Source organism: Yersinia enterocolitica (assembly GCA_002082245.2).
GTDB lineage: Bacteria > Pseudomonadota > Gammaproteobacteria > Enterobacterales > Enterobacteriaceae > Yersinia > Yersinia enterocolitica_E.
The window spans coordinates 177,297-202,679 of sequence record NBTC02000001.1; the positions used below are offsets into that span (position 1 = coordinate 177,297).

A 25,383-nucleotide genomic window follows, 5' to 3' on the forward strand; every position below is an offset into this window, starting at 1 on the left:
AATAATTCCCTCTTTTTTGAGAAATTCATCACAAAAATGCCTAGCACGTTACTAACCTTAATCCAATGAAATCAGGTGTTCACCTAATTGCAATGATATATCAATACTGAAATAGTTAGTAAAACATGCATTTTACGTTGAGAAAGAGAGGAAAGTTAATCATGTGTCTTTCGAGTGTTAATGTACAAGATCTCGGTGCTGCTTTGGCAGCATCAAAGAAAGTAATAATTTATTGAATCCAAAGACATTTCTACAAAAATTGGTTAACTTGATAACATTTGGTGGTGTTACGAGGGCTAATATAGAGGAGTTCACTAGCTTCAGAACTGCTATTTTAAATGCAATTAAACTCGTATCAGGCGATAAGCAACAACAATTAAGTTGCCTGGAGCGAATAGATTTTGAATGGGGGGGGATATAGTATTTGTATTACTCCAGGAGTTTTAGATACCACCGAATGCAGTATTACTAGTAATAAGGAAGAGTTACCGTTAATCCCGTTAAAGTCTGAAGCGCAGGTAAATTTTAAGGCTTTTTTGGCTTACATTTGTACTCCGGCCCACGATATTCCCACTAAGTCTTTGGAGAAAGGAACGGATTCTACAATCCGTAAGCTACAGGATGATTGTATCAATGCGTTGGGAATAAATCCGATCTATATACCCGAATCTGAACGAACACCTTTTGACAACAACGAATTATCGTCTGCTGACGTAGTTCTTTTGAATGAACCAACAGAACCCGTAACGGAGGCTTATAGTCAATGCTACTTTTCAGAAAATAATGAGGTTCTGTTTGGATCTCATTGTTCGTTATCATTTGAATCATTTGGAAAAGCCTGTAACGAATGGCAAGAAGAGGCTAATAGGAAAAATAAAACCATCATCACTCCAATCGGGTTACTGCATAGACCTGGTATCTTAAGTGAAGATCATGAAGTCCTTTTGGTATGCCGTCCAAACCAAAGACCACGAATTTATGACAGTAATCATTCTGGCTCATACAAAAACGTGGAGGTAATATTTACCGGAAGACAGGGGCGTTTGGATATCAAAAACTGCTGGAGGTACGTACTTCAGGAAGCAACGTATATGATAAGTCAGCTAAATATAGGTGTTCCGCCGGAAAAACTTCGAAGCTACACAGAGTAATGGGATAAATATTTTTGTATTTATTTAGACGTTTATATGATTACCTAAAATCGTGTGATTAATAAATCAGTATTCATGACTCTGGGTATTAATATCTAAGGGTAGAAAGAGCTTATGGGTATGTGAATAGACGCAACTAAAGTGCAAAGTTTTGACTTAATTTTCTAGTTCAAAACCGCCCCGGTTCAATAATATTGCTGGAATTATTGTGCATCAAGTTTCGCTTACTGATCTGGGGTATTATACTGGAAAAATTGGTAGGAGTACCCTCCTCTGACCGTATTTTTGCTAACATCAAACACTAGATGCGGTATAAAAATGGGCATTGAAACGCAAAATGCATACTTATCCACAGATATGGTGGATAAGTTCGGTATAAATATGTGAATTACACTTTCCTACATAAGGATAATTGTAGTGGTCAATAAAAATTGGCCCCGACTTTAGAGTTTTTCCAGAACAATCGTTCTGATTCATTCGGCGTCAAACCACCATTATATTGATGAGGTCTGAGCTAGCTGCAATATCCCATTATGTAATTCGTTATCGCTGTGCTGGCTTCGCTAAAATTAGCGTATCCATTATCCGGCACCCACTCCGTTTTCAGACTTCTAAAAAAATGTTCCATCGGGCTGTTGACGCTCCTATGTCAAGAGCTGACGATTTGCATGCGCGAAGTCTGATATCTCCACAGTAACTGTCTGAAACTTCTGCTGATATAGTGGCCGCCTTGGTCCGAGTGATACAGTAAATTAGCAGGCTTTCCTCGTGCTTCCCAGGCCATGGACGGCGCTTTCGCGGTCAGGGCCGAATCCGGGGAAAACGATATCGCCCAGCCAATCAAGCCTTTTTTAGGCTTTGTCGCATTAGTGACATGAAGTTGGCCAAAGTTGCGTTGTCGGTTATTTAGGCAGCCAGCAAATAGAATTGTTCCGCGAGTGACAATCCCTCACTTTGCGGATGTTGATATTGCCCTTTTCGTATCATGTTGCTCAGTTCGATGCCGGCCAGGATCGTTTGTGCCCGCCGAAACGATTTGAATCCCAGCATCGGTCGACTCCGACGTTTGATATTTCGGTGATCTTGCTCAATCAGGTTGTTCAGGTACTTACTTTGCCTGACGGTAATCGCTTCCTCATCGGGTTTGTCGGCGTTGAGCGTGGCCAAAGCTGCGGTGTTAGCCCCACTTTTATCGATAGTGACAACCTCGGGTTCGCCGTGATGGCGAATAGCCTTGCGAAAGAAGCGTAATGCGGCTGCAGAGTCCCGTTTGGCGGTCAGCAAAAAGTCGATGGTGTGACCTGCTGTATCGACCGCCCGATACAGATACTTCCACTGGCCTTTGATTTTGATGTAGGTTTCATCCATGCGCCACCGCCGACCTACTGTGTGCTTGTGTCGGCGAAAAACCTTATCTAACAACGGTACCAAGCGGATAACCCAACGATGCAGAGTGGAGTGGTCAACAAGAATACCGCGCTCTGCCATCATCTCTTCGAGGTTACGCAGGCTCAGGGCATAAGCGAGATACCAGCGAACACACTGAGCGATAACATCAGTGGGGTAATGCAGGCGACGGAAGGCTTTTCGGATGAGAGACATGGGCAGGCAACATCGTAAAAAAACAGCATGTTACCTGACGACGCCTTAATGCGACAGAACCCAATATCATGGTACGTCCCACAGATTTTCATGTTCTCCGGAATGAGCGGATATTGATATCTTCAGATCACGATATGCTATATTTATGTGTTTTCTTCTTAAAAAAAAGCTTTAGATTATCATGCCAATCACTAATGGAAACGAGGCACTTCGTACCTTTCAAAAGGTCTCTGCCTCTGCAGAACTACTCACACAAGTAACGTCTGATACCTCGGCAAAAAAGAAATGGAGCCAGATGGATGGTGGGGAAAAATTATTGCATGTTATTACATTAGGTTTTTACTCTCCAAAGTTCAACACCGAGCAAATACAAGAGGCAAGGTCTCTAATGGATCCGCTCAAGCAGATAACGGAAACATCGTGGCAAGCTGTTTACAATGACGGTTCGGCAATATATCTATCAAAAAAGGATGATGAGTCGGTGTCAGCAACGACGTGGAACCTTACTCAAAATAAACCTTTTAGTAATCAGAATGCTATTTTTTCTGGGGAAGACGCCCGTACGATCCTGGCTAGTCTTCAAAGCAAGGAACCATCGGTTAAATTAGATAAAGCATGGGTATCGGAACAGGGTCATACCTGTTATATGCCTTCGTGTGACACACTACCCTGTTATCTCTCTCTGTCAGTTGCAGCGGGAAGGTGTAAGGGGAATAATCGAATAATGTTTGATCAGATTACCCATAATGCTATGCGTTTACAACAACGTCTCGGGGCAAGTATTCAAGATGAATTCATGCTTGTAGCTGAAAAAGCGCTGGTATTACCAACAACTCCTTACACGAGCCCAAATATTCAGCGTTCACATCCTGTTGAGAGTTTTTGGTGCGATATCCCCAGAAATCTTATTGCTGGTGAGGGTATTATTGATCAAGTGGTTATTGAGGGGGTTCAATTGAAACCGGACGCTCGACGAGTATTGAATGATGCAATTTGTGACAACCAAGATCACATGCCAACGGAGAAACAACGTGAAGAAATAATGTGTATACAGGGAGATATATCTGACGGATTCCGTGCTGCATTATGTTCAAGTACAGCAATAACTACGCTGTCTGCAGCACTCGCACAAAGTCTGATGCTGGACGCTCGTGCTCTCATGCCTGGCATGAATACGATACAAGATGATCTGGCTCACTGTATGGAGTTGGGTGGTAAAAGAACAAAAGGCCGACGGGTTGAAGTATCCACACAAGATATAGCCGCTGGAAGCTATAAAGGGACAACGACTTATACTGAACCTGCAATTAAATTTAATGCTGATATACGAGATAATCCTAAAGATTTTGGAGTGGCTGTAACCCGGGCGGAAATCGTGATAGATAGTGATGTCATCCTCCCTGAAAAAGATGGACTGGATTATATTGACTGTCCCGTGACATACAGCGGAGACGTTTATTGGTTCAATCATAATAGCTAGGGGTAAGGATTCGTGTTAAATATTGTGCAAAAGTAGACCAAGGGATCGGGGAATTATGGTGTAAAAGTGCACCACCCTGATTATTGATAGACTCTCCGTTTTTACGGAGATTTCCTTGATGGTTAGGAAACTCAATCGCATCTTTCAAGAACGCCTGACCATGGATCGTGGCGATTTAGATCCCCGAATGACGTGGGCCTAAGCTATTTAATGTGTAAAAATGGCAGTTTCGCCGGATTTTTAATCTAAAACTCAAATTTCAGGCACACTGATCCAAAGATGGCGTCCGAAGCCATCGTTTCTGCTCCATTTTATGCAGCCTCTCCGACAGTAATTCTGTTGTGTGAAACCCCGTCTGCGCGCCGGCAAAACGCAGACGGTCACCGCACAGGATACATTGGTACGGATCCGTGCCCAGGAAACCCTTCATCAGTACCGCGAATCCCGGCTTCTCTGGTTTTTTACGCGCCTCCATCTTCAGGGCCTCATACACTTTTGGCAGCAGCAGGCCCCGCTTGCGGTTGGATAAAAAACCGTAGTAGCGCACCATTTTAAAATGACGCGCCGGAATGTGGCTGATATAGCGCCCGATCATCTCTTCCTGCGTCAGCGTTTGGCGTTTGTATTGCTGCGTACGATGATCGTGGTAATGATGGACCACAGCACCGCCGCTGTAGTGTCGCAGCTGAGAGGCGGCTACCGGCGGACGCTTCAGATAACGCCCCAGGTATTTGACGCTGTGCCAGGCCCCCCGGGTTTTCTTCGCGAAGTGGACTTTCCAGTAACGCCCGTACTGGGCCTTCAGATAGCGTCGCCACTGAGTTTCATCGCGAATGTGGCCCAGCCCCGGCAGGCTGCCGGGTTTGATACGGTCGTAGCTTTCGCGCAGCAGACCAATAACCGCCCCGCGCCAGATTTTCTCCACTTCCTTCTTCTTAAAAAACAGGGCGCGCCATACGTCATTTTTGACATCGAGGCCACCCCGGGTCACGGAGACATGGATGTGGGGATGCTGATTGAGCTGGCGGCCATAGGTGTGCAGGGCGCAGAAAATGCCGACCTCGATACCCTGTTTGCGGGCCCAGCGGAGCATGGCGCGGGTGGCACAGCTAAACAGGTCATTGAGCAGGGGCCAGCTATTGTTGAAAAAAGGCCAGAGCAGGTGGGGCATAGTAAAAGTGATGTGTTGCCAGACGCAGTCGGGCAGGATGTGTTGCTGCTCGGCAATCCACTGCTCGGTTGCTTTCATTCCGCATGAACTGCAGGCTTTAGACTTGCAGCTCTGACAGAAAAAACGTGAGTGGGTGCAGTCCGGCGAGGCACAGCAGTAGCGTCGAACGCCCATGGCACAGGTGCCGCAGGCGAGCATGCGCTCGACGGAGAGTTGGGTCCAATCAGTGAGAGTGTCACCGTGTTTGTCGAGAAAGCGGTTCCAGCCCTCGTCGTGTTGGAAGAGCAGTTTCGCCGGACGGGGAATATACATGCGGCGGTAATTTACCCTGTGATATTGCGGGTGAAATAAAAGAGAGGACACTCACACTGCCCGCAGTCGCAGTCGCAGTCGCAGTCGTGTTCGTCCGGTCTGTCAGCCCAGTTGGCCCAGTGGGAGCGAAGCTACAAAATGCGACATCTGACTTTTTTGAGCTGGATCTGAGTAAAAATCACTTACCTGTGAAATGGTTGCTGTAGCGATTACCCACTGATGATTCAGGGAGTTAGAATTTTGTCACAGGATCAACCATTTGATGAAAGGGATATTTGGAGTTTGCTTGCTGACGAGCTTTCTTTACTCCCTGGCATGACCGATGCCGGTCGCTTAGGGTTTGCCATTCAATTGAAATTCCGACAAACATATGGCCATTACCCTGAATCAATAAGCGAACTCCCCTCAGGTATTGTGCGCGTTATTGCTGAACAGATTGGATGTACTTCTGTACCCTTCGAAAATTACCCTCTTCAGGGACGACAGGCCCAGCGTCACCGACAAAATATTCGTCGCTATTTGGGTGTCAGACTCCCCAATAAAAACGATATAGCGCAGCTTACTGCCTGGTTAACCGAATTTATCCTTCCATTAAACCCGCAAGCTCTACATGGCAGTGAGCTTGTTTCTGACTGGTGTCAGGAGCAGAAGATTGAACGTCCCGCAGCCGATCACCTGGATCGGGTTATTCGTTCAGCTGTGCACCAGTTCGAAACAGAACAGCAAAACATCATATTCACCCGACTTTCACTCGACAGTAAGGTTGCCATCAACCATTTACTGTCGGCCGAAGAACCCGGTACCGACAGAGTAACTGAAGTCACGTTCAGTAGACTCAAAGCCGACCCGGGAAGAGCCAGTCTGGAGAATGTCCTTTCCGTCATCGCCCAGCTAAAATGCCTTGATAGCATTGCGCTACAGCCGGGTATTTTTCAGGGAATATCTCCTAAATTCATCGTGCAGTTTCAACAACGGTGTGCCAGTGAATCGATCAGGGAGCTTCGTCGCCACCCTTCGGCGATCCGTTACAGTATGGTGGCCATGTTTTGCTGGCGTCGCCGCCAACAGTTGACCGATGCATTGATTGAAATGTTGATGATACTGATCCATAACCTCGGTACCCGGGCTGAAAAAAAAGTCGATAAAAAGCAGTTCGCAGCGTTTAAAAAAGTCAGGGGTAAGGCGCGTCTGCTGTTTTGCATGGCCGAAGCCACTGTTGACCAGCCGGACGGTGTCATAAAAGAGGTTGTCTATCCTGTCGTTTCTCAGAAAATGCTGCAAAATCTGGTCGATGAATTCAAAACACTGGGGGTAAATACCGAACAGGAAGTCCATGAATCCATGCGTTCTTCTTACGGTAGCCACTATCGACGCATGTTGATGCCGGTGCTGGACAGGCTTGAATTTCAGTCTGGTAATGCGCTGTATCGACCCGTTATTGATGCCATTCAGATCATTAAAGAAAACAGAGCCAGCAATCAGTATTTCTACGCTGTGGGCGATGTACCCGTTGACGGTATTATTCAGAAAAAATGGCGGGATATTGTCATCGAACAGAGCAAATCAGGCGAAGAACGAATCAATCGCATCAACTATGAAATTTGCGTTTTACGGGCTTTACGTAAGAGTCTGCGTAACAAAGAAATTTGGGTAACAGGCGCGGACCGTTATCGTGATCCAGCAGAGGATCTCCCCGAGGACTTTGCCACTAACCGGGCCTATTATTATTCCTTGTTGCAGGCTCCTGCCGATGCGACAACCTTTATTACTCAAATCAAAGACAGGATGCGCCATTGGCTCGGCACCCTAAATAATGGCCTGCCAGATAACCCCAAACTTCGCATCAGGGGGCAGGGAAAAAATCGTATCCACCTGACGCCACTGGACAAACAGAGTGAGCCCCCCAACACAGCTGCGCTGAAGCAGGAGATTGGCCATCGGTGGGCCGATCTGGAGTTAATAGACATACTCAAGGAAGTCGATTTACGGGAACATTTCTCGTCGTTATTTCGCACATGGCTAGGGGTAAGGATTCGTGCGTAAATGTGTAAGAACGCTCTACAGGCCACGCCTGTTCTGGCTTTGCATGTTTATATAAATTTTAAACTAAACTATGATGTTGGTTTTGCTGTCCCAATTAAACCCTTCAATAAAAACACTCCTGATAGCCCAGTAAACAAGGGGTTGAAGCTAATAAATACTGGTCAATTTAAAGAGTACTTTAAATGGTACAACCACCGTTAGCTGCCTAAATATTTGTCTTGTTACCTGTTTACGCACGAATCCTTACCCCTAGCCAATTACGGGTTATGCGACAAGGTGGCGCGGAACACCTTCATAGATGGAACGCCACACGCTTACCAGTAGGCAATGTTACATCAATGCTTAATTCTCCTCCCAAGGCAGCCACATAGCGCTTCAGCGTCGAGAGTCGTGGATCATGGTCGGCATTCTCAATACGTGCAATAGAGGGCTGTTGAACCCCCATAACAGTCGCCAGTTCTGTCTGTGACATATCCAACTCATCCCGTAGCTGACTGAGAGCCAGTTTAATGCTTGCACGTTCAACCCGTTCTTCAACCCGAGCCTGCATTTCAGGACTTTCCTTTGCTAACAATTCTCTGTAAGTACCCATGATTATTTCTCCAAATTGTCCAGGTGGTGGCGATACTCGATATCAGCCAGCCGGATCATGTCTTTATAAAAGCGTTTCTCATTAACCCCAGTTTTGTCACCAGCACATAAAACGATTGCACGGCGCTTTGGGTCGAATGCAAAAAAGGCTCTAATTGGGTCGCCTGCATGTTGAATCCGCAGCTCCTTCATATTGGGGAAATCTGACCCGTATAGCGTATCGACGTAGGGCCTGCCAAGATTGGGACCAAATTTCTCTAATACGCCCATTGCCTCATAAACCGATTCCCTGAGTGCTTCATCTTGAACGAGAAACCAACCGTCGAAACACTCTGTCGTAATGACTTCCCACATACTGGCCTCATAGCTAATTCGTTATAATTAATAATATAACTTATTCGTTATATTATCAACTTTTACTGTAACCATACTCGATGGTTAGGAATCTATGGTCACTCCCGTTTTTGCAATACCGATCCTGAAGATATTGTTGGCTTGCCTGAATCTATCCGGCGTCTGAATGGGTTTTATGCCCGCGCCCTGATGAGTTACGCGCCTGATGAACCTTATAAATTGAGCGACATGCTAGCTGTCATTCCTAACCACAGGTTTTTCATCAGGCCGATAGACCGTTCATATCATCAATGGTCAATATTCGCAAAACCAGATAAGTCACTGTTCAAACATGTAAATACAGCTGATAATTACGCTTCAAAAGACTGCTGTCGGGCCGTCAGCGCCCATGAAATTCTGGCCAGTTTATTTGCCAGAGCGCAGGTCACAATGAAATTATTTTTCCGTAGCAATAATTCTCTGACCCAGTCGGCAAGCTTGCCCGACCGATGTTCCAGTGTTCGCAGGAATACTCTGGCGCACTGTACCAGCAATGCCCGTAGCTTTTTATTACCCCGTTTGCTGATACCCAGCAGGGTGGTTCGTCCCCCGGTACTGTACTGACGTGGCACCAGACCCGTTGAAGCTGCAAAATCCCGGCTGCTACCGTATTGTTTTCCGTCGCCCAGTTGAGTGGAAAGTAGACTTGCGGTCAGAGGGCCGACACAGGGAATGGTCAGTAAGCGCTGGCCTGTACTATCTGCGTCAAGAGATACCTTCAGTTGAGTTTCCAGATCTTTAATTTGTTCAAGGAGATAACCATAATGCTCACGCAGCTTCTGCAGTAATCTTGCAAGGTAGGGCGGAAATTTGTTTGTCTCCAGAATTTCTGCAAAATTTGTTATCAACGCAGGGCCTTTTGGGGCGCTGACACCAAACTCCCGTAAAAAAGCATGCATCTGATTGGAGGTTTTCACCTTATCCCTAACAAGCGATTCTCTTACCCGATGCAAGGCGTGCATTGCCTGCTGAGACTCCGTTCTGGGTTGAACAAACCGCATTGATGGCCGGGATGCTGCTTCACAGATAGCCTCCGCATCAACGAAGTCATTTTTATTCGTTTTGACGAACGGACGAACAAATTGGGGTGATATGAGCTTTGGTGTATGCCCCAGTTCAGATAGTTTGCGGACCATGAAATGGGCACCACCACAGGCTTCCATCACGATGGTCGTTGCAGGGCATGTTGCCAGAAATTCAAACATTTTTTGTCTGGTAAACTTTTTACGGAAAACAGCTTTTCCGTGGCGATCCTGACAGTGGATGTGGAAAGAGTTTTTACCCAGGTCGATACCAATGAGCGTAATATTTTCCATGACGGTTCTCCGGATGAATACCTGTTCTCAGCATAGTGCTTGAAAGGAGGGAGTGACCATCTCATTAGTTGGATCCCTTCTTTTCCCTTAGGTCAGAGGCAAAAGAGGGTGATAGGGCATGAGTTTCGTCAGCTCAGGCAGCGCGACGTTGACGATTGGTTAAAATAACCCCCATTTTGATGCCCAATCCAAATTTCAGGCAGATCTTCCCTATGCCGCCTGCCGCAACCATCGCTCTGTTTTGAACTCCTGCCTACGTCGTGCCAACAACTCTTCTGCCCGGATAGTCCGTGAAGGTGTTTTTGAACCGCCCCGGTTTTCTTGGAGAGTTTTTGAACCCGTTGTTCACGCGGCCAGATCTTTGCCAGCATGTGAAGCATAGTAGCCTTTTTCTGCTTCCATCGGCGGGATATGGCCCAGGCGTTCCAACAGTCTGCGATTGTTAAACCAGTCCACCCATTCCAGCGTCGCCAGCTCTACATCCTGACGCGTTTTCCAACTTTTTCGGTGGATCACTTCAGCCTTGTACAGACCGTTAACGCTTTCAGCCAGCGCGTTGTCGTAAGAATCACCCGTACTGCCCGTCGACGCCAACAACTCAGCATCTTTCAGCCGTTGCGTGTACGCCAGCGACACATACTGGGAACCTTTATCACTGTGATGGATGGTGCCCGAAGGCCGTCTGAACCATAGAGCCTGCTCCAGCGCATCCAGCACGAAGGTCGTTTCCATCGTTGATGAGGTTCGCCAACCTACGATAACCCCGGCAAACACATCGATAATGAACGCCACATACGCGAAGCCCTGCCAGGTGCTGACGTAGGTAAAATCTGCTACCCACAGCTGGTTCGGGCGTTCCGCCACGAATTGACGGTTTACCAAATCGCGTGGGGTCTCAGTGGCTTTGTTGCTGCGCGTCGTCTTAACACCTTTGCCACGTATTACCCCCCTTTATTTTCAGCTTTTTCATCAGGCGCACCACTGTACATCTGGCCACGTGGAACCCTTCGCGTTTTAACTGTTGCCAGACTTTACGGTACCCGTAAACACGGTAGTTTTCTTCAAAAACACGCTGTATTTCCGGCATAAGCTGACCATCACTCTTGTCCCGGTGACTGCGATGCTCAGGATGTTGCCGACGTTGTTTATTCTTATCGCCTGTGTTGACGGGCTGAAGGGCTTTCCGGATGCCATTAATGCGGTCTATCCGGACGCACAAATCCAGTTGTGCATCGTGCATATGGTGCGCAACAGCCTGCGGTTCGTCGCCTGGAAAGACTATAAGGCGGTCACGCGCGATCTGAAGCTGGTTTATCGGGCGGCGACAGAAGAGGCCGCGCTGCGGGCGCTGGATGGTAATAGTACGGTGAACTCACATTGACGTAAGAGGTTGGTTCTGCATGACACAGAATCGGTTAGTCCGTGAAGGTGTTTTCTGCGAAGGGTAACAGTTCGTACAGCCGTTCTTCCGGCCATTCCGGTAAACGCGTCAGCACCGATTTCAACCACGCGTACGGCTCCAGACCGTTCAGCCGCGCGGTTTCCAGCAGACTCATGATGTTGGCTGCGCGTTGACCCGCCGCCAATGACCCCGCAAACAGCCCGTTCGACCGCCCCATCACCACTGGCCTGATGGCGCGCTCACACCGGTTGTTGTCCAGCGGTAATTCGCCATCATCCACGAACCGGCAAAGTGCGATTTTGTGATTCAGCGCATATTGGATAGCTTTATATAACGCCGAACCCGGCGCACAAGCTTTAACCTGGCACGCCAGCCAGACCCACAAGGCCTCCAGCCTGGGCTTCGAGTACCGTTGTCGCCACTGCCGAATTTTATCGACCGGTCGGTGTCGGATACTCTTTTCCAACTTATAAAGCTGGCCAATCATCTTCAAGGCTGTTTCTGCACGCGGATCCTGATTCGCTTTGAACAGGTCCGCAAAGCCCCGCCGCACATGCGCCCAGCAGGCCACGTTGACGACTTCACCCCCATTGTTCAGGGGATGATAGGCGGCGTAGCCGTCGCTCACCAGATTACCACGCCAGCCGCTCAGGTACGCTTGTGGATATTTCGCTGCTCGCCCGGGTTGGCTGTCGAAGCAGACGATGGCGGGTCCCGTCTTTTCCCCACTGACGTAGGCCCACAGATAACCTTTGCGGGCTTTGCCCCCCTGTTTGGCATCCAGTATCAGCAGCGGAGTTTCATCGGCATGTAACACCGTTCTTTTCAGCAATTCCAGACGCATCAATGCAACCAGTGGCTCCAGTGCAACACCCGCAGTACCGACCCAACCGGCCAGCGTACTGACAGGGATGTCCACACCACTGCGGGTAAAGATGGGGTGTTGACGATAGAGCGGTTGGTAATCCCGGTATTTGCTGACCACAACCTGTGTGACCAATCCGACCTCAGGTAGCCCTTTGGGGATGAGAGTCGCAGGCAGGGAAGCAGAGACCACAGTCTGACAACCATCACAGCTGTATTGGGGGCGGATATAACGATTAACGACAAAGCGGGCCGGAATATAATCTAACCGCTCGCTGATTTCATCACGCATGAAGCGCAGCGTATGCCCACAATCAGGGCAGTGGTCTGATGTGGGAGCCATCACTTTCTCAACATGAGGGAGGTGTTCTGCCAGCGGTTTGCGGACGGGCGTTGAACGCTTTTCAGCCTCATCTGACCGGTCTTTGGGTAATAGAGCGTCCAACTGGGTTTGAGCGGCGGCAATATCGGCGTCAGTGTCTTCTTCAAAGAGTGAACGCTGTAGCCCAGAGAGGGCTTCACCTTTTCGTCCGAAGCGCTGTTGACGCGCCAACATCAATGCTTCTTCAAGCAACCGGATACGGTGCTCTTTTTCCTGGATAAGTGCATCTCGAGCCATGAGTGACTGCACCATGGTAAAAGCCAGAGTGCGAAGTTGGTCGATGTCATTTGTGGTCGAGAGAGCGGAGATATCCATGCTGTCCATTATACCCGCAACAGCATGGATATCCATTTATTATCAGTGGGTAAGGTGTTTTATTTTACTGAGACGAGCCCGATTTATTTTCTGGCGGGTGCACCCAGCGAGACAGGTCGTGACCGTGCATTTTTTGCCAGTCAATCCCCGTGATCAGCCATTCAAACTGGTCTGGGGTCAAAGACCACGCGATGTCGTTTGCTCGGGGCCAGATGAAGTGCCCCTGGTGCAGGCGCCGGGCACAGAGCCAGACCCCGTGCTTATCCCAGCGGAGCACCTTGATGCGCGTTTTCGGTTTGTTGGCAAAGACGAAGGCGGCCCCCTCGTGCCAGGATGCGTTGAGGGTCTCTTGGACGTATTGCGTCAGTGTGTCGATCCCGCGGCGCATATCGACGGGTTTGACGGCCAGGAACAGGTGTTCAGGCTTGAGCATAGTTGAGGGCCTTGAAGACATCACCCAGTTGAGCGGGTTGGCAGGCCACTCTGCAGCCCCCGGGGAGGTAAAGCATGACCGGGTCGGTCAACGAATCAATCGGTAAAGGTCGTGCTATCTGAACCGGGAGGACGGAGGGCAGTCCGGGAGAGGGATTATATTTATTTTTTGTTTGGGAAGGCCAGTGCTTGAAGGTCCCCTCACTGATCCCCTGAGATTGACAGTACTGACGGCGAGTCAGCCCGCTGGCCCGCCATGCCTCAAGGTGGTGTATTTTACACTCAGGGGTATAGTGTTTAGGCATTTTACTTCTCCGTCTGATGAACATAACGGCATGTTACCTGGACGAAAATTAATTGGAATGTGAGTTCACCGTACTATTACGCTGGATGCGTTTGGAGAAGCATGGGATCAGCGTTATCCGCAGATAAGCCGCAGCTGGCAGGCCAACTGGCATAACCTGGCGACCTTCTTCGCGTATCCGGTGGAGATCCGTAAAGCGATCTACACCACCAACGCCATCGAGTCGCTGAACAGCGTGATCAGGCATGCCATCAAGAAGCGAAAAGTGTTCCCGACCGATGAGTCGGTGAAAAAGGTGGTGTGGCTGGCCATCCAGTCAGCGTCACAAAAATGGACGATGCCACTGCAGGACTGGCGAATGGCCATGAGCCGTTTTATTATCGAGTTCGGTGATCGACTTGACGGTCACTTCTGAGAAAAGGCGTTTACACAGAATCGTAAACAGGCTCCATTGAATACATGACCGGCAAGAGACCCGAAGGTCCCTTGCCGGGGGGGACGGTTCGTCAGAAGTTAACCTTCACGCCCAACATCACCGCCGTGTCACTGTAGCCTTTGTCGCCAATTTGCTGGCTCACATTGCCCCACAGGTTCACCCGTTTGTTCAACTGACCTTCAACCCCGGTTTTCAGCTCGGCAATGTTGCCCGCACCGGCCTGCGTCACCGTCACGCCGTCCATCTGTGTGCCGAAGTCTTCGGTGTTGTGCACCCAGTTCGCCTCGATAAACGGCTGGAATACCCGGTCTTTGCCTTTGTCCTGGGCACTGGACCCGTTCATAAAGGCTTTCACCCCCAGACGCGTCTGGATATTGCCATCGCCTTTGCCCGACACCTGCGTGCCATTGGCTTCTTTATGTTCATCGGCTTTCACGCCCATCCAGGTCACCTGCGCCTGTGGCTGGATAAAGACCTTCGCATTCTTGGCCGCATTCTCACCCACCTTCAGGGTGTAGCCACTTTCCACCGAGGCGGTCACCCCTTTAGATTGGTAATGCTCACTCGCCAGACCCTGACCGCTCACGCTGTTGTCAAACCAGCTGTATTGCGCCCAGCCATCGACATACAGGCCCGTCTGGTCGGCGTCATTCGCCTGCCAGGTACCGTACATCCCCAGGCTGTAGCCGTCCACCGACGCATCCGCCCGGTAACCGGTCACCCGCGAATCGGTTTTGCTCTGGCTGTTGCCGTACCCGCCCATCACCCCGAGGTGAAAGCGGCTCTGGTCCGTCGTCCACTGCGCGATATCCCCGCCCAGTTGCATCACATAGCGGTTGCTCTGGGTGCCCAGTTGGTCACGGCTGTCACGGAAACGGTTATGCCCGCCTTCGTTACGCAGCCACAGGCTGGTGACCTTCTGCTCCCCGGTCAGGGCATCAATGTATTGGGTTTCCCCCAACCGGTCGTGCAGGCGGGTGGCAAACAGGGTATTGGCCGCCGCCAGGTTGGCGATATAGCCGCTGGCTTCCGGCCGCTCTATCGGCACCACCGGATTGACCGGGTCGTCAGGGTTGACGGGGTCTACCGGGTCTACCGGGTCTACCGGGTCGGGTGGTGTCGGGTCTACCGGGTCCGGTGACAGGCTGCTACTCAGCACCCAGTTATTGGTCTGAGCACCGGCACCGCGACCGAGGAAGTAATCATAGGCCCCAGCCACAATACGCCCAACTTGGGTAAATACCCCCTCAGAAGTACCCGCCACTGTGATTAACTCAATACCGTTAAGGGTCTGACCGCCACCACCCAGCGTGTTGTTCACCTGAACACGGGTGGTCCCGGAAGTGTTCCCCTCAACAACCAACTGGTCGGTCACGGAGTTATCCTCCCCCAGGACGGTATTCATCTGGAGGAGTCCGTTGTTGCCAATGTAATCACCAGTGAGGGTCAGGATATTGCCACCGCTGCCGCCGAAGTTAACCACCCCGGCATGATTGAGTGACGCGAGGGTTTGACGGTAACCATCAAGGTCCAGTGTTCCCCCCGCCTCAGTGAGGTAATGCGAGGCGGTGCTGAATACCTGGTCGCCCCCCGCTTTGAGGGTCCCGCCCTTAACGGTGGTGTCGCCGGTGTAGCTATAGGTGCGGTCGGCAGACAACAGCAGGGTATGCGGGCTGTTTTGCGTCAGGCTGCCAGTCCCCCCCAGATTGAAATCCAGGGTATAATCGGCACTGCGCTGGAAGACCAGCTCACTCTGGTTTTGCAAGGCCTCTGTTGTGTCACCATGAAAATGAATGTCACCGGTACCATTCACCACCGTCTGGCCGGTCAATACGCCGCCTATTTCAACCATTAAAACGCCACCACTATTAATAGTGGTGTTGTTGGCAATCCCGCCATTATCGACAGTCTGGCTCCCACCATAAATGGTGGTGCCGTTGGCGGTGCCACCGGAACGGACCTTCTGCCATCCCATAGTAAGGGTGGTGCTGTTGGCGATGCCTCCATTATTGACATGCTGAGTTCCATTCTGAAAAAACGCGCGGTTGGCGGTACCACCACTATTGACAATCTGCTCTCCTTCATAGACGTAGGTGCCGTTGGCGGTACCGCCATCATTGACATTCTGAGTCCCACCATCACTAATGGTGGTGCCGTTGGCGGTACCGCCATCATTGACAATCTGCTCTCCACCACTGATGGTGGTGCCGTTGGTGGTTCCTCCAGCCTCGACAGTCTGCCCCCCATAATTAATGATAGTGTCGTTGGCCGTGCCGCCAGTATGAACCCGCTGATTTTCGCCCTCATTCAAGACTTCTCCCTCCACCACGACCCCCTCTCCGGAAACATCCTCTGTGTATGCAAATACCGACGGGGCAACGGAAAAGCTGCAGGCAAGAACGATGAGGGCCGACAGTGGGGTGCGGGAAAATAGCGGGTGGTCGCCATCAGGGCGGCGCTTATACCGCTCGGGTGTAGAAATTGTCATACATCATTCTCCAGTAAAAAATAATCTATGCCGTAGTCAGGCGTGTCTCCTGTGGAAACGGGCATAATGGGGCTGTTCGAACCATAAAGACGGTTGCCGTCATCACGGTATAAAAGGGCAGGACGCAAAGCGGCTGATGGAGGCATCTGCTCACCGGTAAAATCAGGGGCAACCGTCTCTTTCCTGCCTGATAGTGAAGGTGTTCTTCGCTCTGCGGATAAATAAAGGAAATCGTTTATGTTGAGTATTAATATATAAAAATACGCAGTAACGAACCCGGAACTATCAAAAATAGCTCATGGCATAAAAGATAAAATAAACATCGGCAGGTGTATTAAATAAATGTTAATAAATTGAGACGGTGGCCGTGTATTATTTTTACACGCTATTTCACTGAGTCTTTTAATGACGAATAACCTATCAGAACCTTCTCAATCACGTCGAGGGGGTATACAAATCATTAATCTTCTTTTGGGAAACTGAATAAAGTGTATCAATAGCAACAGTAATCTCATTAATATAACGAATAATGAAAAAAACTATTTACGTATTTGTTATTACCTGTCTGTATATGTTGTCAATATAACTATATTGAAAGAGAGAAATACGGGTCATGTATTCAATGTGGTTATTAGTATCACATAAGGTAATGCTCACGCTCAATGAACGTACCGATAATACTGTCATGCATTTCTGCCGATTTTGAGTATCCGAGAGTCTTGCGGTTCAGTCGTTTCAACCGATTACGAATATTCAGGTTTTCACGCTCAATCCGCTGCGTGTAAAGCTTGCCACTGATGTGTTTTTCATCCGGCAACATGTCATAAGCACTGAAGTTGTCGGTGCACCAAAAGACGACATTGAAACCTAACAGCAACCCCAATAATTGGCGAAATGTCTTTTTGCTCCGACGACCAAAAACATGAGCAATAATACGTTTGAAGCGAGGCTCCCAGGCATACCAAAGCCAGCGTTGCTGCTTTTTGTTGCCGATAAACGACCACATCTCGTCCACTTCGCAAATGAGTTGAATTTGCAGGTTATCCAGTGGCAGCGTTGTTACATTCCGCGGCGAGAGTTTTTTAAAGTGCGCACAACGGTATTGATGCTGATATGTAACGTAAACGTCGCTGGTACCGCACCTTCCGCTTAACGCGATGAAACATCATGCTTGTCTTTGGAATTCACCGAAGATCAGAGGCAATATGGCAAAGACGAACCATCGCACTCCCGACGAATGGCGTGAACTGCTCGACGCACAACAACGCTCCGGTCTCAACCAAACTCAATTCTGTAAACGCCATCAAATCTCACGCAGCGCTTTTTTCAATGCCAAGGATCGCCTCGTTGCGCAAGCCAAGTCGCCGCCGCCCGCATTTATCGCTGTCTCTCCGCTCAAACAGGGTTCTTTGCCGATAACGCCGCCTGTCGAACCCACTCCCGCTGTTGCCGAACCTGAGCTACCTCCGGTTGAGTGCGATTCTATCAAACTGACGCTCGCACACTGCTCACTGCAATTTCCCCTCAGCCTTTCTCCATTTTGGCTGGCGACCTTACTGCGGGAACTCACGCCATGAAGATGTTTGTCGATGCCACGCAGATTTATCTTCACCGCCTTCCCGTGGACTTTCGCAAAAGCATCAACGGGCTCACGCTACTGGTTGAACAGCACATGGCGTTATCGCCTTTTAGTGGAGCCCTGTTTGTCTTCTGCAATCGACGGCACGACAAAATAAAGGCGCTGTACTGGGACACCACCGGTTTTTGTCTGTGGTATAAACGCCTTGAACAGGCGCACTTCAAATGGCCTTCCCGGTTGAGTGGCGATACGTTGACGTTGGATGAACAACAATGGCACTGGCTGTTAGAGGGGATAGACATCACAAAAATACAGCGGCATCCCCCTCTGCATTACACCTCGTTGAGTTAATAAAAAAGTACAACTACCGGTTAAATAACAATGTATTAAGGGGCAGTAAAGGGTATAATTCATACCATGAAAACACTGCCCGATACCCTGCCAAACTCGCCTAATGAACTCCAGCAAATACTGCAGGAGCGGGAAGCTTTTTGGCAGGCGCAGGTAGCCCAGTGGCAAGCACAAGCAGCCCAATGGCAGGAAAAATCGAGCCTGTGGCAAGCGCAATACCAAAGCATGGTCGAACAGTGGCTGCTGGCCCGTTACAAACTCTATGCGGCCAGTAGCGAAGACTACCCAGGTCAGGGAGCGTTGTTTAACGAAGCTGAGCAGACCGATGACCTTGCCACCCAGACGCCACCTCACGCCGAGGAAGAAGATAACGCTCAGGCTGACCCCGTCACACCCGAACGCAAAAGCCGTCGTCCACGGTTACCGCCTGGCCTTCCCCGGGAGGAGGTGCTTCACGACCTGCCAGACGAAGAAAAGACCTGTGCCTGCTGTGGTCATGCCCTGCATCGCATGGGCGAGGAATGCAGCGAGCAACTGGAGTTTATCCCGGCCAGCATCAAGGTCATGCGCCATGTTCGCCCTAAATACAGTTGCCGCCAATGTGAGCAGCAGGGGACCGAGGTCAACATCCTGATTGTGCCTGTACCTGCAACCTTATTACCCCGCAGCATCGCCACGCCCAGCCTGCTGGCCCAGATAATCAACAGCAAGTTCCAGTTCAGCCTGCCGCTCTATCGCCAGGAGCAATGGTTCGCCCAGTTGGGTATCGAGCTGAGCCGCCAGACCATGAGCAGTTGGATGTTGAAATGTGCAGAACGGCTGGCCCCGCTGGTTGAGTTGCTTCATCAACATTTACTTGAGCGTGAGGTAATCTGGAGCGATGACACCACGCTCAAGGTGGTGGAGGTGAAAAAGGATAAATGTTACATGTGGGTCTACGGCTGCGGCGGTGATAGCCCGGAGCCCGGTCTGCCGCCCGCTATCGTACTGTATGACTATCAGGATGGTCACGGCGCTGCCGGCCCTGTCGGGTTCCTCAACGGATATGAAGGTTACCTGCAGGCCGATGGTTATGCCGGTTACACGAATACCGACGCGACAGTTGTCGGTTGCATGGCGCATGCGCGCCGCAAGTTCATGGAGGCGAAAGTGGCCCAGCCGAAAGGAAAAGTTGGCCGTGCTGACTGGGCGCTGACGCATATCCAGAAACTTTACCGCCTTGAGCGAGAGCTGAAGGGGCAGCCGGCCGATGTCATTGCGGCCCGCCGCCAGCAGGAGGCCATCCCACTGCTGGACGAGTTCAAAGGCTGGCTGGATAAAACAAGGCCGCAGGTTCCGGAGAAACACTTGTTGGGCACGGCCGTGGTCTACAGTCTGAATCAATGGTCAAAGCTGGTGCGTTATGTGGAGCACGGGCAGTTGAGCATAGACAACAACAGGGCTGAGCGGGCCATCAAGCCGTTTGTCATTGGGAGAAAAAATTGGATGCTGTCGAATACGCGCAGCGGTGCGCGGTCGAGCGCCATCCTTTATAGCCTGGTTGAAACGGCGAAAGCCAATGGTCTTGTGCCCTTTGACTACCTGATGCAGGTGTTTACCAAACTGCCCACCCTCACCGCCGACGGTGATCTCGAGTCCCTCCTTCCCTGGAACATCACCCTACCTTAAACAACCACACAGGTCACTGTGTGGTTCTAGCGACGCTTACTATGTAACGCCCGTGCAGTGTCACGAATACCGGCATTGTTCATAGCAAGATCGACAATTTGATCTTTCATACCGGGGTGGCATGCACGGTACTCGTATTCTAGTTGAAAGCTCCGGCGGCAGGCCTGACAGCGGTAGCGCTGATGCCCGGAGCGTCCTGGTCCGTGCTTTTTAACAGAGTGCGCCTGCTCACAAAATGGGCATTTCACATCAACCTTAGCCATCAAACCCTCTCAGATAAATGCGAAGATGTTACCTGATGATCTCCGCATTGAATACATGACCTAATTTTGACGCGGTTGATCTCTTTCAAGGTAAACATTCCTGAGCTTTCTGCGCACATGGCAATCTCCGGTAGTTTTTACTGATGAAAAACGACTCCGTGAGACTCACCATATCGCGGTCACGTGAATTGAGCTACAGGCGGACACTACTATTGAGCTACTACACGCTATATGCCGTTTTCCGTGCAATATGTTAAATAGACCCCGATTTCTCACAATATAGCTGCTCTCTCTGCCCTTTCTCTCTCTGTCAATTCTCTTAATTAGAAGTCATATAAATCATATCGTTGAAACTACGTTCCACAAAACCTAAGATGCATATGCCCCTAAAAAGGTAAGTGGCTTACGGGTAAGCACGTAGGCCAATCAATTCCCTATATCCCAGTAATGGTGAATGTATGGCTCAAATAATTTTTGAAAGAAACAGAGGTGTTCCGTGGCAACAGAAAAGAGAACGAATGGAGATTTCATCCATGAGCAGTTAAACCAGTTAGAAATGCAGGGGCGTGTTCCGAGTGACATTCGTGAGACAGGCACTCAACAAATGCGCTGGCAATGGGACGAATATGCTTCAGGTGTGCATTATGGCGCACCGATGGACCCAGAACCGTTAGGTCGTTACAACGACCCTACAGGCCGCACAGGTATCTGCTACGCCGCAGATAACGCCGCCGCTGCAATAGCTGAATCGTTGGGAAGAGTCTACCAACGTGACCAAGATAATTTTACTCTCGGTTTGAGTGATTTACACAAGGCTCAGATGTATACGCTAGAGACGACTCGTGATACGAGAACCATCAATATGACGAAGTTGCAGGGTATGTTGCATATTACTGCTGATCAGACGATGGGCAATCGACAGGACATTACACAAGCCATTACCGATTGGGCTGCGAACACACCAGGGCTACAGTATGACGGTGTTTCGTACAGTTCCAGGCATTACGGTGTGGGGATATGTACTGCCTTCTGGGAACGCGAGGGGGAGACAGGCCCCTTAGCTGATGTTACGCATAGTTCCGTTTATTCACATGTTGATTCGAACCCAGATAATTTCCCTCAAAACTGGCAGGATAAAGACATTGAAGGATTTGAAATTGTGGTGGAAACGCTACAGTTTGATGTGAGTGCCGATGACTCGTAAATAAAAGGCCCTAAGGGGCCTTTTTTAGTGGGATGCCTGATGACCGAAGAGAGCGGCTTGTTTGCGGATCTCTTTCATGTGTTCACCTGCCGTGCCGTATTTTTTCAGTGCATCGATGACATTTAAATTTTCTTCATTATCGAAAAAATACATAGCAGTCAAGAACGAGGTTTTAGTGACTGGGCTAAATTCTCCCAGCAACAATAAAACTTCTTCCAGCCCATCAACAATGCGGTTTCCGTCAAACTGGAATGTCGGGAATTTGCTCTCGCCCCCTACCTGCACTGCCAGCAATTTTTTTGCTTTCAGTCGATTGTTAATTGTCTGTCTTTTTACTCCGAGGATGTCAGCTGCTTTACTTGCCCGGCATGTTCCGCCGAGTCTCTTCAAACGGTCTGCAAATTTGACCGCGCTTTCATTTAGATGATCCATTTTGCGTTTTTCACGCGGTGACATCTCAGAAGACCGGTCTAGTTGAGTTTCAAAAAATAGTTTAGCCAGCTCGTTATCTGTCATGTTGCGAGCGGTGGTTAGCTGTTTTTTTTCAGCTAATTTTGCCACTAACTCGACTGCCAAATTTGATAAGCGGTCAAACACGGCCATTTGCTCAGCGGACCGTGGTTTGCGGCATTCTTTTTGAATTGTGCTAGTCATATTTACCTCTCTTTGACACTTAGAATAGTCACGTAAGGGTAAAGTGTCAAATTAAAACGACGTGAAAATATACAGATTGAACAGGTGGTGTTGTCGCAATAGGGTGAACTCCCATGCTATACGGTGTTTTCAGGGCGTTTTGCCCTATCGGATAACCTAAAAGCGATACCACAAAGGCGATAACTTAAATGCGATAATACGTAACAGCGACGGTATTTATTCGTCAGCAGGTGATTTTCCATGCGCTATAAGCCACTCGCGGCGTTTTACCAGCCACTGTTGAAACTCATGGGTATTCTCGACTCGCTGCACTTCCTTCTGCGTCCACGCCATTATAGGGCCTGCTTTTTGAGGCTTTCCAAGGAACTGAGATATTGCTTTATCAGTCCAGTACCGAGCTTTCAGTCTACTTTTGCTGATCCAGTTATCGTGCCATTCAGCGCTTGCTCTGGCGCGTGAATCGGCAGCATTGTAATAAAGCCTTACCGTCATTACTCACTCCTATAATCTAAATAGGGTTCCGTGTAATTTTCTTCGAAAAGTGCAGCTATATGATAGATTTTTTATTTTTTATCATATCGTTACCATTTTAAAGTGTCGCGTTTAATTGGTCAAACAATGAACTAAACGAATGGAAGGGACTTCCCCTGGATATGCGCCTGATTAACTCTTATGCAATCATGGGGTAAACATAGCCCCGGAGGGATTCGTTATGACCATCACTACTGTCGGTATCGATCTTGCTAAAAATGTGTTTGCTGTTCACTGCGTTGACCAACACGGTAAAACTGTTCTGGTTAAACCCAAAGTACCGCGTGCTGCGCTTCCTGAGCTGATTGCCAGTTTACCTCCCTGTGTTATCGGGATGGAGGCATGCTCTGGGGCTCACTACTGGGCAAGGTTGTTTCGGCAGTATGGTCATGAACCGCGCCTGATGGCAGCTAAATTTGTATCGCCTTACCGTATGGCAGGTAAATCAGGGAAAAATGATGCTGCTGATGCTCAGGCTATCTGTGAAGCTGTTCGTCGTCCGCATATGCGGTTCGTACCAGTGAAAGACGAAAGCCAGCAGGCCATGCAGTGTTTACATCGTACCCGGCAAGGTTTTATCGAAGAGAAAACAGCAACATATAATCGCCTGCGAGGGTTGATCTCTGAATTCGGCGTCATCGCTCCACAAAGTACAGATGCCCTGCGCCACATGGTATCTGAACAGAAGAAATCTTTGCCGCTTCAGGTTCAGCAATGTGTTGATGACCTGCTGAAACACATTGATCGCATTGAAAATAACGTAAGCGTCGCTAGAACCACACAGTGACCTGTGTGGTTGTTTAAGGTAGGGTGATGTTCCAGGGAAGGAGGGACTCGAGATCACCGTCGGCGGTGAGGGTGGGCAGTTTGGTAAACACCTGCATCAGGTAGTCAAAGGGCACAAGACCATTGGCTTTCGCCGTTTCAACCAGGCTATAAAGGATGGCGCTCGACCGCGCACCGCTGCGCGTATTCGACAGCATCCAATTTTTTCTCCCAATGACAAACGGCTTGATGGCCCGCTCAGCCCTGTTGTTGTCTATGCTCAACTGCCCGTGCTCCACATAACGCACCAGCTTTGACCATTGATTCAGACTGTAGACCACGGCCGTGCCCAACAAGTGTTTCTCCGGAACCTGCGGCCTTGTTTTATCCAGCCAGCCTTTGAACTCGTCCAGCAGTGGGATGGCCTCCTGCTGGCGGCGGGCCGCAATGACATCGGCCGGCTGCCCCTTCAGCTCTCGCTCAAGGCGGTAAAGTTTCTGGATATGCGTCAGCGCCCAGTCAGCACGGCCAACTTTTCCTTTCGGCTGGGCCACTTTCGCCTCCATGAACTTGCGGCGCGCATGCGCCATGCAACCGACAACTGTCGCGTCGGTATTCGTGTAACCGGCATAACCATCGGCCTGCAGGTAACCTTCATATCCGTTGAGGAACCCGACAGGGCCGGCAGCGCCGTGACCATCCTGATAGTCATACAGTACGATAGCGGGCGGCAGACCGGGCTCCGGGCTATCACCGCCGCAGCCGTAGACCCACATGTAACATTTATCCTTTTTCACCTCCACCACCTTGAGCGTGGTGTCATCGCTCCAGATTACCTCACGCTCAAGTAAATGTTGATGAAGCAACTCAACCAGCGGGGCCAGCCGTTCTGCACATTTCAACATCCAACTGCTCATGGTCTGGCGGCTCAGCTCGATACCCAACTGGGCGAACCATTGCTCCTGGCGATAGAGCGGCAGGCTGAACTGGAACTTGCTGTTGATTATCTGGGCCAGCAGGCTGGGCGTGGCGATGCTGCGGGGTAATAAGGTTGCAGGTACAGGCACAATCAGGATGTTGACCTCGGTCCCCTGCTGCTCACATTGGCGGCAACTGTATTTAGGGCGAACATGGCGCATGACCTTGATGCTGGCCGGGATAAACTCCAGTTGCTCGCTGCATTCCTCGCCCATGCGATGCAGGGCATGACCACAGCAGGCACAGGTCTTTTCTTCGTCTGGCAGGTCGTGAAGCACCTCCTCCCGGGGAAGGCCAGGCGGTAACCGTGGACGACGGCTTTTGCGTTCGGGTGTGACGGGGTCAGCCTGAGCGTTATCTTCTTCCTCGGCGTGAGGTGGCGTCTGGGTGGCAAGGTCATCGGTCTGCTCAGCTTCGTTAAACAACGCTCCCTGACCTGGGTAGTCTTCGCTACTGGCCGCATAGAGTTTGTAACGGGCCAGCAGCCACTGTTCGACCATGCTTTGGTATTGCGCTTGCCACAGGCTCGATTTTTCCTGCCATTGGGCTGCTTGTGCTTGCCACTGGGCTACCTGCGCCTGCCAAAAAGCTTCCCGCTCCTGCAGTATTTGCTGGAGTTCATTAGGCGAGTTTGGCAGGGTATCGGGCAGTGTTTTCATGGTATGAATTATACCCTTTACTGCCCCTTAATACATTGTTATTTAACCG

The 25,383-nt window shown here is 49.8% G+C and carries 20 protein-coding genes and 8 pseudogenes; 12 read left to right on the forward strand and 16 right to left on the reverse strand.

What is annotated here, in order from left to right:
• Nucleotides 1–401 precede the first annotated feature (401 nt).
• Both A6J66_000965 and A6J66_000970 read left to right on the forward strand, forming a co-directional pair.
• Complete coding sequence (locus tag A6J66_000965; protein ID PNM27270.1) at nucleotides 402–1,151, forward strand: hypothetical protein; 750 nt, start codon at nucleotides 402–404, stop codon at nucleotides 1,149–1,151.
• A gap of 413 nt (nucleotides 1,152–1,564) precedes the next feature.
• Nucleotides 1,565–1,654, forward strand: a pseudogene (locus A6J66_000970) (mobilization protein).
• A gap of 403 nt (nucleotides 1,655–2,057) precedes the next feature.
• Here the strand turns inward: A6J66_000970 and A6J66_000975 are convergent.
• Nucleotides 2,058–2,753, reverse strand: coding sequence for a DDE domain-containing protein (locus tag A6J66_000975; protein PNM27271.1), 696 nt, complete (start codon nucleotides 2,751–2,753; stop codon nucleotides 2,058–2,060).
• A 181-nt stretch (nucleotides 2,754–2,934) separates the two neighbouring features.
• Between A6J66_000975 and A6J66_000980 the strand changes: the two genes are divergently transcribed.
• A complete protein-coding gene (locus A6J66_000980; GenBank protein PNM27272.1) occupies nucleotides 2,935–4,233 on the forward strand; it encodes a hypothetical protein in 1,299 nt (432 codons plus the stop codon).
• Here A6J66_000980 and A6J66_000985 read toward each other — a convergent pair.
• Both A6J66_000985 and A6J66_000990 read right to left on the reverse strand, forming a co-directional pair.
• Nucleotides 4,217–4,369: a helicase gene (locus A6J66_000985; GenBank protein PNM27329.1), complete on the reverse strand. Its 153-nt coding sequence runs from the start codon at nucleotides 4,367–4,369 to the stop codon at nucleotides 4,217–4,219. The two genes, A6J66_000980 and A6J66_000985, sit on opposite strands and share 17 nt — an antisense overlap.
• Nucleotides 4,370–4,492: 123 nt before the next feature.
• Nucleotides 4,493–5,716 (reverse strand): IS91 family transposase, encoded by a 1,224-nt coding sequence (locus A6J66_000990; protein ID PNM27273.1) that lies wholly within the window; start codon nucleotides 5,714–5,716, stop codon nucleotides 4,493–4,495.
• 219 nt (nucleotides 5,717–5,935) lie between these two features.
• On the opposite strand from A6J66_000990, the pseudogene A6J66_000995 reads away from it, so the two are divergent.
• Together A6J66_000995 and A6J66_001000 are read left to right on the forward strand one after the other, a co-directional pair.
• A pseudogene (locus A6J66_000995) lies at nucleotides 5,936–7,732 on the forward strand (Tn3 family transposase).
• A gap of 27 nt (nucleotides 7,733–7,759) precedes the next feature.
• The gene (locus A6J66_001000) at nucleotides 7,760–7,960 is read left to right on the forward strand and encodes a hypothetical protein (protein ID PNM27274.1); all 201 of its coding nucleotides are present in this window, start codon (nucleotides 7,760–7,762) and stop codon (nucleotides 7,958–7,960) included.
• Nucleotides 7,961–8,051: 91 nt separating this feature from the next.
• Here the strand turns inward: A6J66_001000 and A6J66_001005 are convergent, their stop codons facing one another.
• The 4 genes and pseudogenes from A6J66_001005 to A6J66_001020 form a co-directional block, all read right to left on the reverse strand.
• On the reverse strand, nucleotides 8,052–8,351 hold the full coding sequence (locus A6J66_001005; protein ID PNM27275.1) for a helix-turn-helix domain-containing protein: 300 nt from the start codon (nucleotides 8,349–8,351) through the stop codon (nucleotides 8,052–8,054).
• Nucleotides 8,352–8,353: 2 nt separating this feature from the next.
• Nucleotides 8,354–8,704 carry an addiction module toxin RelE gene (locus A6J66_001010; GenBank protein PNM27276.1) on the reverse strand — a complete coding sequence of 117 codons (351 nt, stop codon included), beginning with the start codon at nucleotides 8,702–8,704 and terminating at the stop codon, nucleotides 8,354–8,356.
• Between the two features lie 350 nt (nucleotides 8,705–9,054).
• Nucleotides 9,055–10,059, reverse strand: a complete 1,005-nt coding sequence (locus A6J66_001015; GenBank protein ID PNM27277.1) for an IS110 family transposase — start codon at nucleotides 10,057–10,059, stop codon at nucleotides 9,055–9,057.
• A gap of 345 nt (nucleotides 10,060–10,404) precedes the next feature.
• A pseudogene (locus A6J66_001020) lies at nucleotides 10,405–11,224 on the reverse strand (IS3 family transposase).
• Between A6J66_001020 and A6J66_001025 the strand changes: the two are divergent.
• Nucleotides 11,207–11,413 (forward strand): annotated as a pseudogene (locus tag A6J66_001025) (IS256 family transposase). The pseudogenes A6J66_001020 and A6J66_001025 sit on opposite strands and share 18 nt — an antisense overlap.
• 61 nt (nucleotides 11,414–11,474) lie before the next feature.
• Here the strand turns inward: A6J66_001025 and A6J66_001030 are convergent.
• Genes A6J66_001030 through A6J66_001040 form a run of 3 tightly spaced genes read right to left on the reverse strand, consistent with a single transcriptional unit; the run spans nucleotide 11,475 to nucleotide 13,759 of the window.
• Complete coding sequence (locus A6J66_001030) at nucleotides 11,475–13,058, reverse strand: IS66 family transposase (GenBank protein PNM27278.1); 1,584 nt, start codon at nucleotides 13,056–13,058, stop codon at nucleotides 11,475–11,477.
• Nucleotides 13,059–13,086: 28 nt separating this feature from the next.
• Nucleotides 13,087–13,455, reverse strand: coding sequence for an IS66 family insertion sequence hypothetical protein (locus A6J66_001035; GenBank protein PNM27279.1), 369 nt, complete (start codon nucleotides 13,453–13,455; stop codon nucleotides 13,087–13,089).
• On the reverse strand, nucleotides 13,442–13,759 hold the full coding sequence (locus A6J66_001040) for an IS66 family insertion sequence hypothetical protein (protein PNM27280.1): 318 nt from the start codon (nucleotides 13,757–13,759) through the stop codon (nucleotides 13,442–13,444). The genes A6J66_001035 and A6J66_001040 overlap by 14 nt, the downstream gene beginning before the upstream one ends.
• Nucleotides 13,760–13,840: 81 nt before the next feature.
• On the opposite strand from A6J66_001040, the pseudogene A6J66_001045 reads away from it, so the two are divergent.
• A pseudogene (locus tag A6J66_001045) lies at nucleotides 13,841–14,173 on the forward strand (IS256 family transposase).
• 91 nt (nucleotides 14,174–14,264) lie between these two features.
• Here A6J66_001045 and A6J66_001050 read toward each other — a convergent pair.
• Nucleotides 14,265–16,523, reverse strand: a complete 2,259-nt coding sequence (locus tag A6J66_001050) for an autotransporter outer membrane beta-barrel domain-containing protein (protein ID PNM27330.1) — start codon at nucleotides 16,521–16,523, stop codon at nucleotides 14,265–14,267.
• A 796-nt stretch (nucleotides 16,524–17,319) separates the two neighbouring features.
• A pseudogene (locus A6J66_001055) lies at nucleotides 17,320–17,801 on the reverse strand (IS1 family transposase).
• A gap of 86 nt (nucleotides 17,802–17,887) precedes the next feature.
• Between A6J66_001055 and A6J66_001060 the strand changes: the two are divergent.
• The 3 genes from A6J66_001060 (at nucleotide 17,888) to A6J66_001070 (ending at nucleotide 20,280) form a co-directional block, all read left to right on the forward strand.
• Nucleotides 17,888–18,259, forward strand: a complete 372-nt coding sequence (locus A6J66_001060) for a hypothetical protein (GenBank protein PNM27281.1) — start codon at nucleotides 17,888–17,890, stop codon at nucleotides 18,257–18,259.
• Nucleotides 18,256–18,612, forward strand: a complete 357-nt coding sequence (locus tag A6J66_001065; protein PNM27282.1) for an IS66 family insertion sequence hypothetical protein — start codon at nucleotides 18,256–18,258, stop codon at nucleotides 18,610–18,612. Before A6J66_001060 ends, A6J66_001065 begins: the two co-directional genes overlap by 4 nt.
• Before the next feature lie 66 nt (nucleotides 18,613–18,678).
• Nucleotides 18,679–20,280: an IS66 family transposase gene (locus tag A6J66_001070; protein PNM27283.1), complete on the forward strand. Its 1,602-nt coding sequence runs from the start codon at nucleotides 18,679–18,681 to the stop codon at nucleotides 20,278–20,280.
• Between the two features lie 41 nt (nucleotides 20,281–20,321).
• On the opposite strand, the pseudogene A6J66_001075 reads toward A6J66_001070, so the two are convergent.
• Nucleotides 20,322–20,543, reverse strand: a pseudogene (locus tag A6J66_001075) (IS1 family transposase).
• 556 nt (nucleotides 20,544–21,099) lie between these two features.
• Between A6J66_001075 and A6J66_001080 the strand changes: the two are divergent.
• Nucleotides 21,100–21,747, forward strand: coding sequence for a hypothetical protein (locus A6J66_001080; GenBank protein ID PNM27331.1), 648 nt, complete (start codon nucleotides 21,100–21,102; stop codon nucleotides 21,745–21,747).
• A 24-nt stretch (nucleotides 21,748–21,771) separates the two neighbouring features.
• Here the strand turns inward: A6J66_001080 and A6J66_001085 are convergent, their stop codons facing one another.
• Nucleotides 21,772–22,401 carry a DNA-binding protein gene (locus tag A6J66_001085; GenBank protein ID PNM27284.1) on the reverse strand — a complete coding sequence of 210 codons (630 nt, stop codon included), beginning with the start codon at nucleotides 22,399–22,401 and terminating at the stop codon, nucleotides 21,772–21,774.
• 216 nt (nucleotides 22,402–22,617) lie between these two features.
• Nucleotides 22,618–22,893, reverse strand: coding sequence for a hypothetical protein (locus A6J66_001090; protein ID PNM27285.1), 276 nt, complete (start codon nucleotides 22,891–22,893; stop codon nucleotides 22,618–22,620).
• 220 nt (nucleotides 22,894–23,113) lie between these two features.
• Between A6J66_001090 and A6J66_001095 the strand changes: the two are divergent.
• Nucleotides 23,114–23,698 (forward strand): annotated as a pseudogene (locus A6J66_001095) (IS110 family transposase).
• Nucleotides 23,699–23,732: 34 nt separating this feature from the next.
• Here A6J66_001095 and A6J66_001100 read toward each other — a convergent pair.
• Nucleotides 23,733–25,334 carry an IS66 family transposase gene (locus A6J66_001100; GenBank protein PNM27286.1) on the reverse strand — a complete coding sequence of 534 codons (1,602 nt, stop codon included), beginning with the start codon at nucleotides 25,332–25,334 and terminating at the stop codon, nucleotides 23,733–23,735.
• Nucleotides 25,335–25,383: the final 49 nt, after the last annotated feature.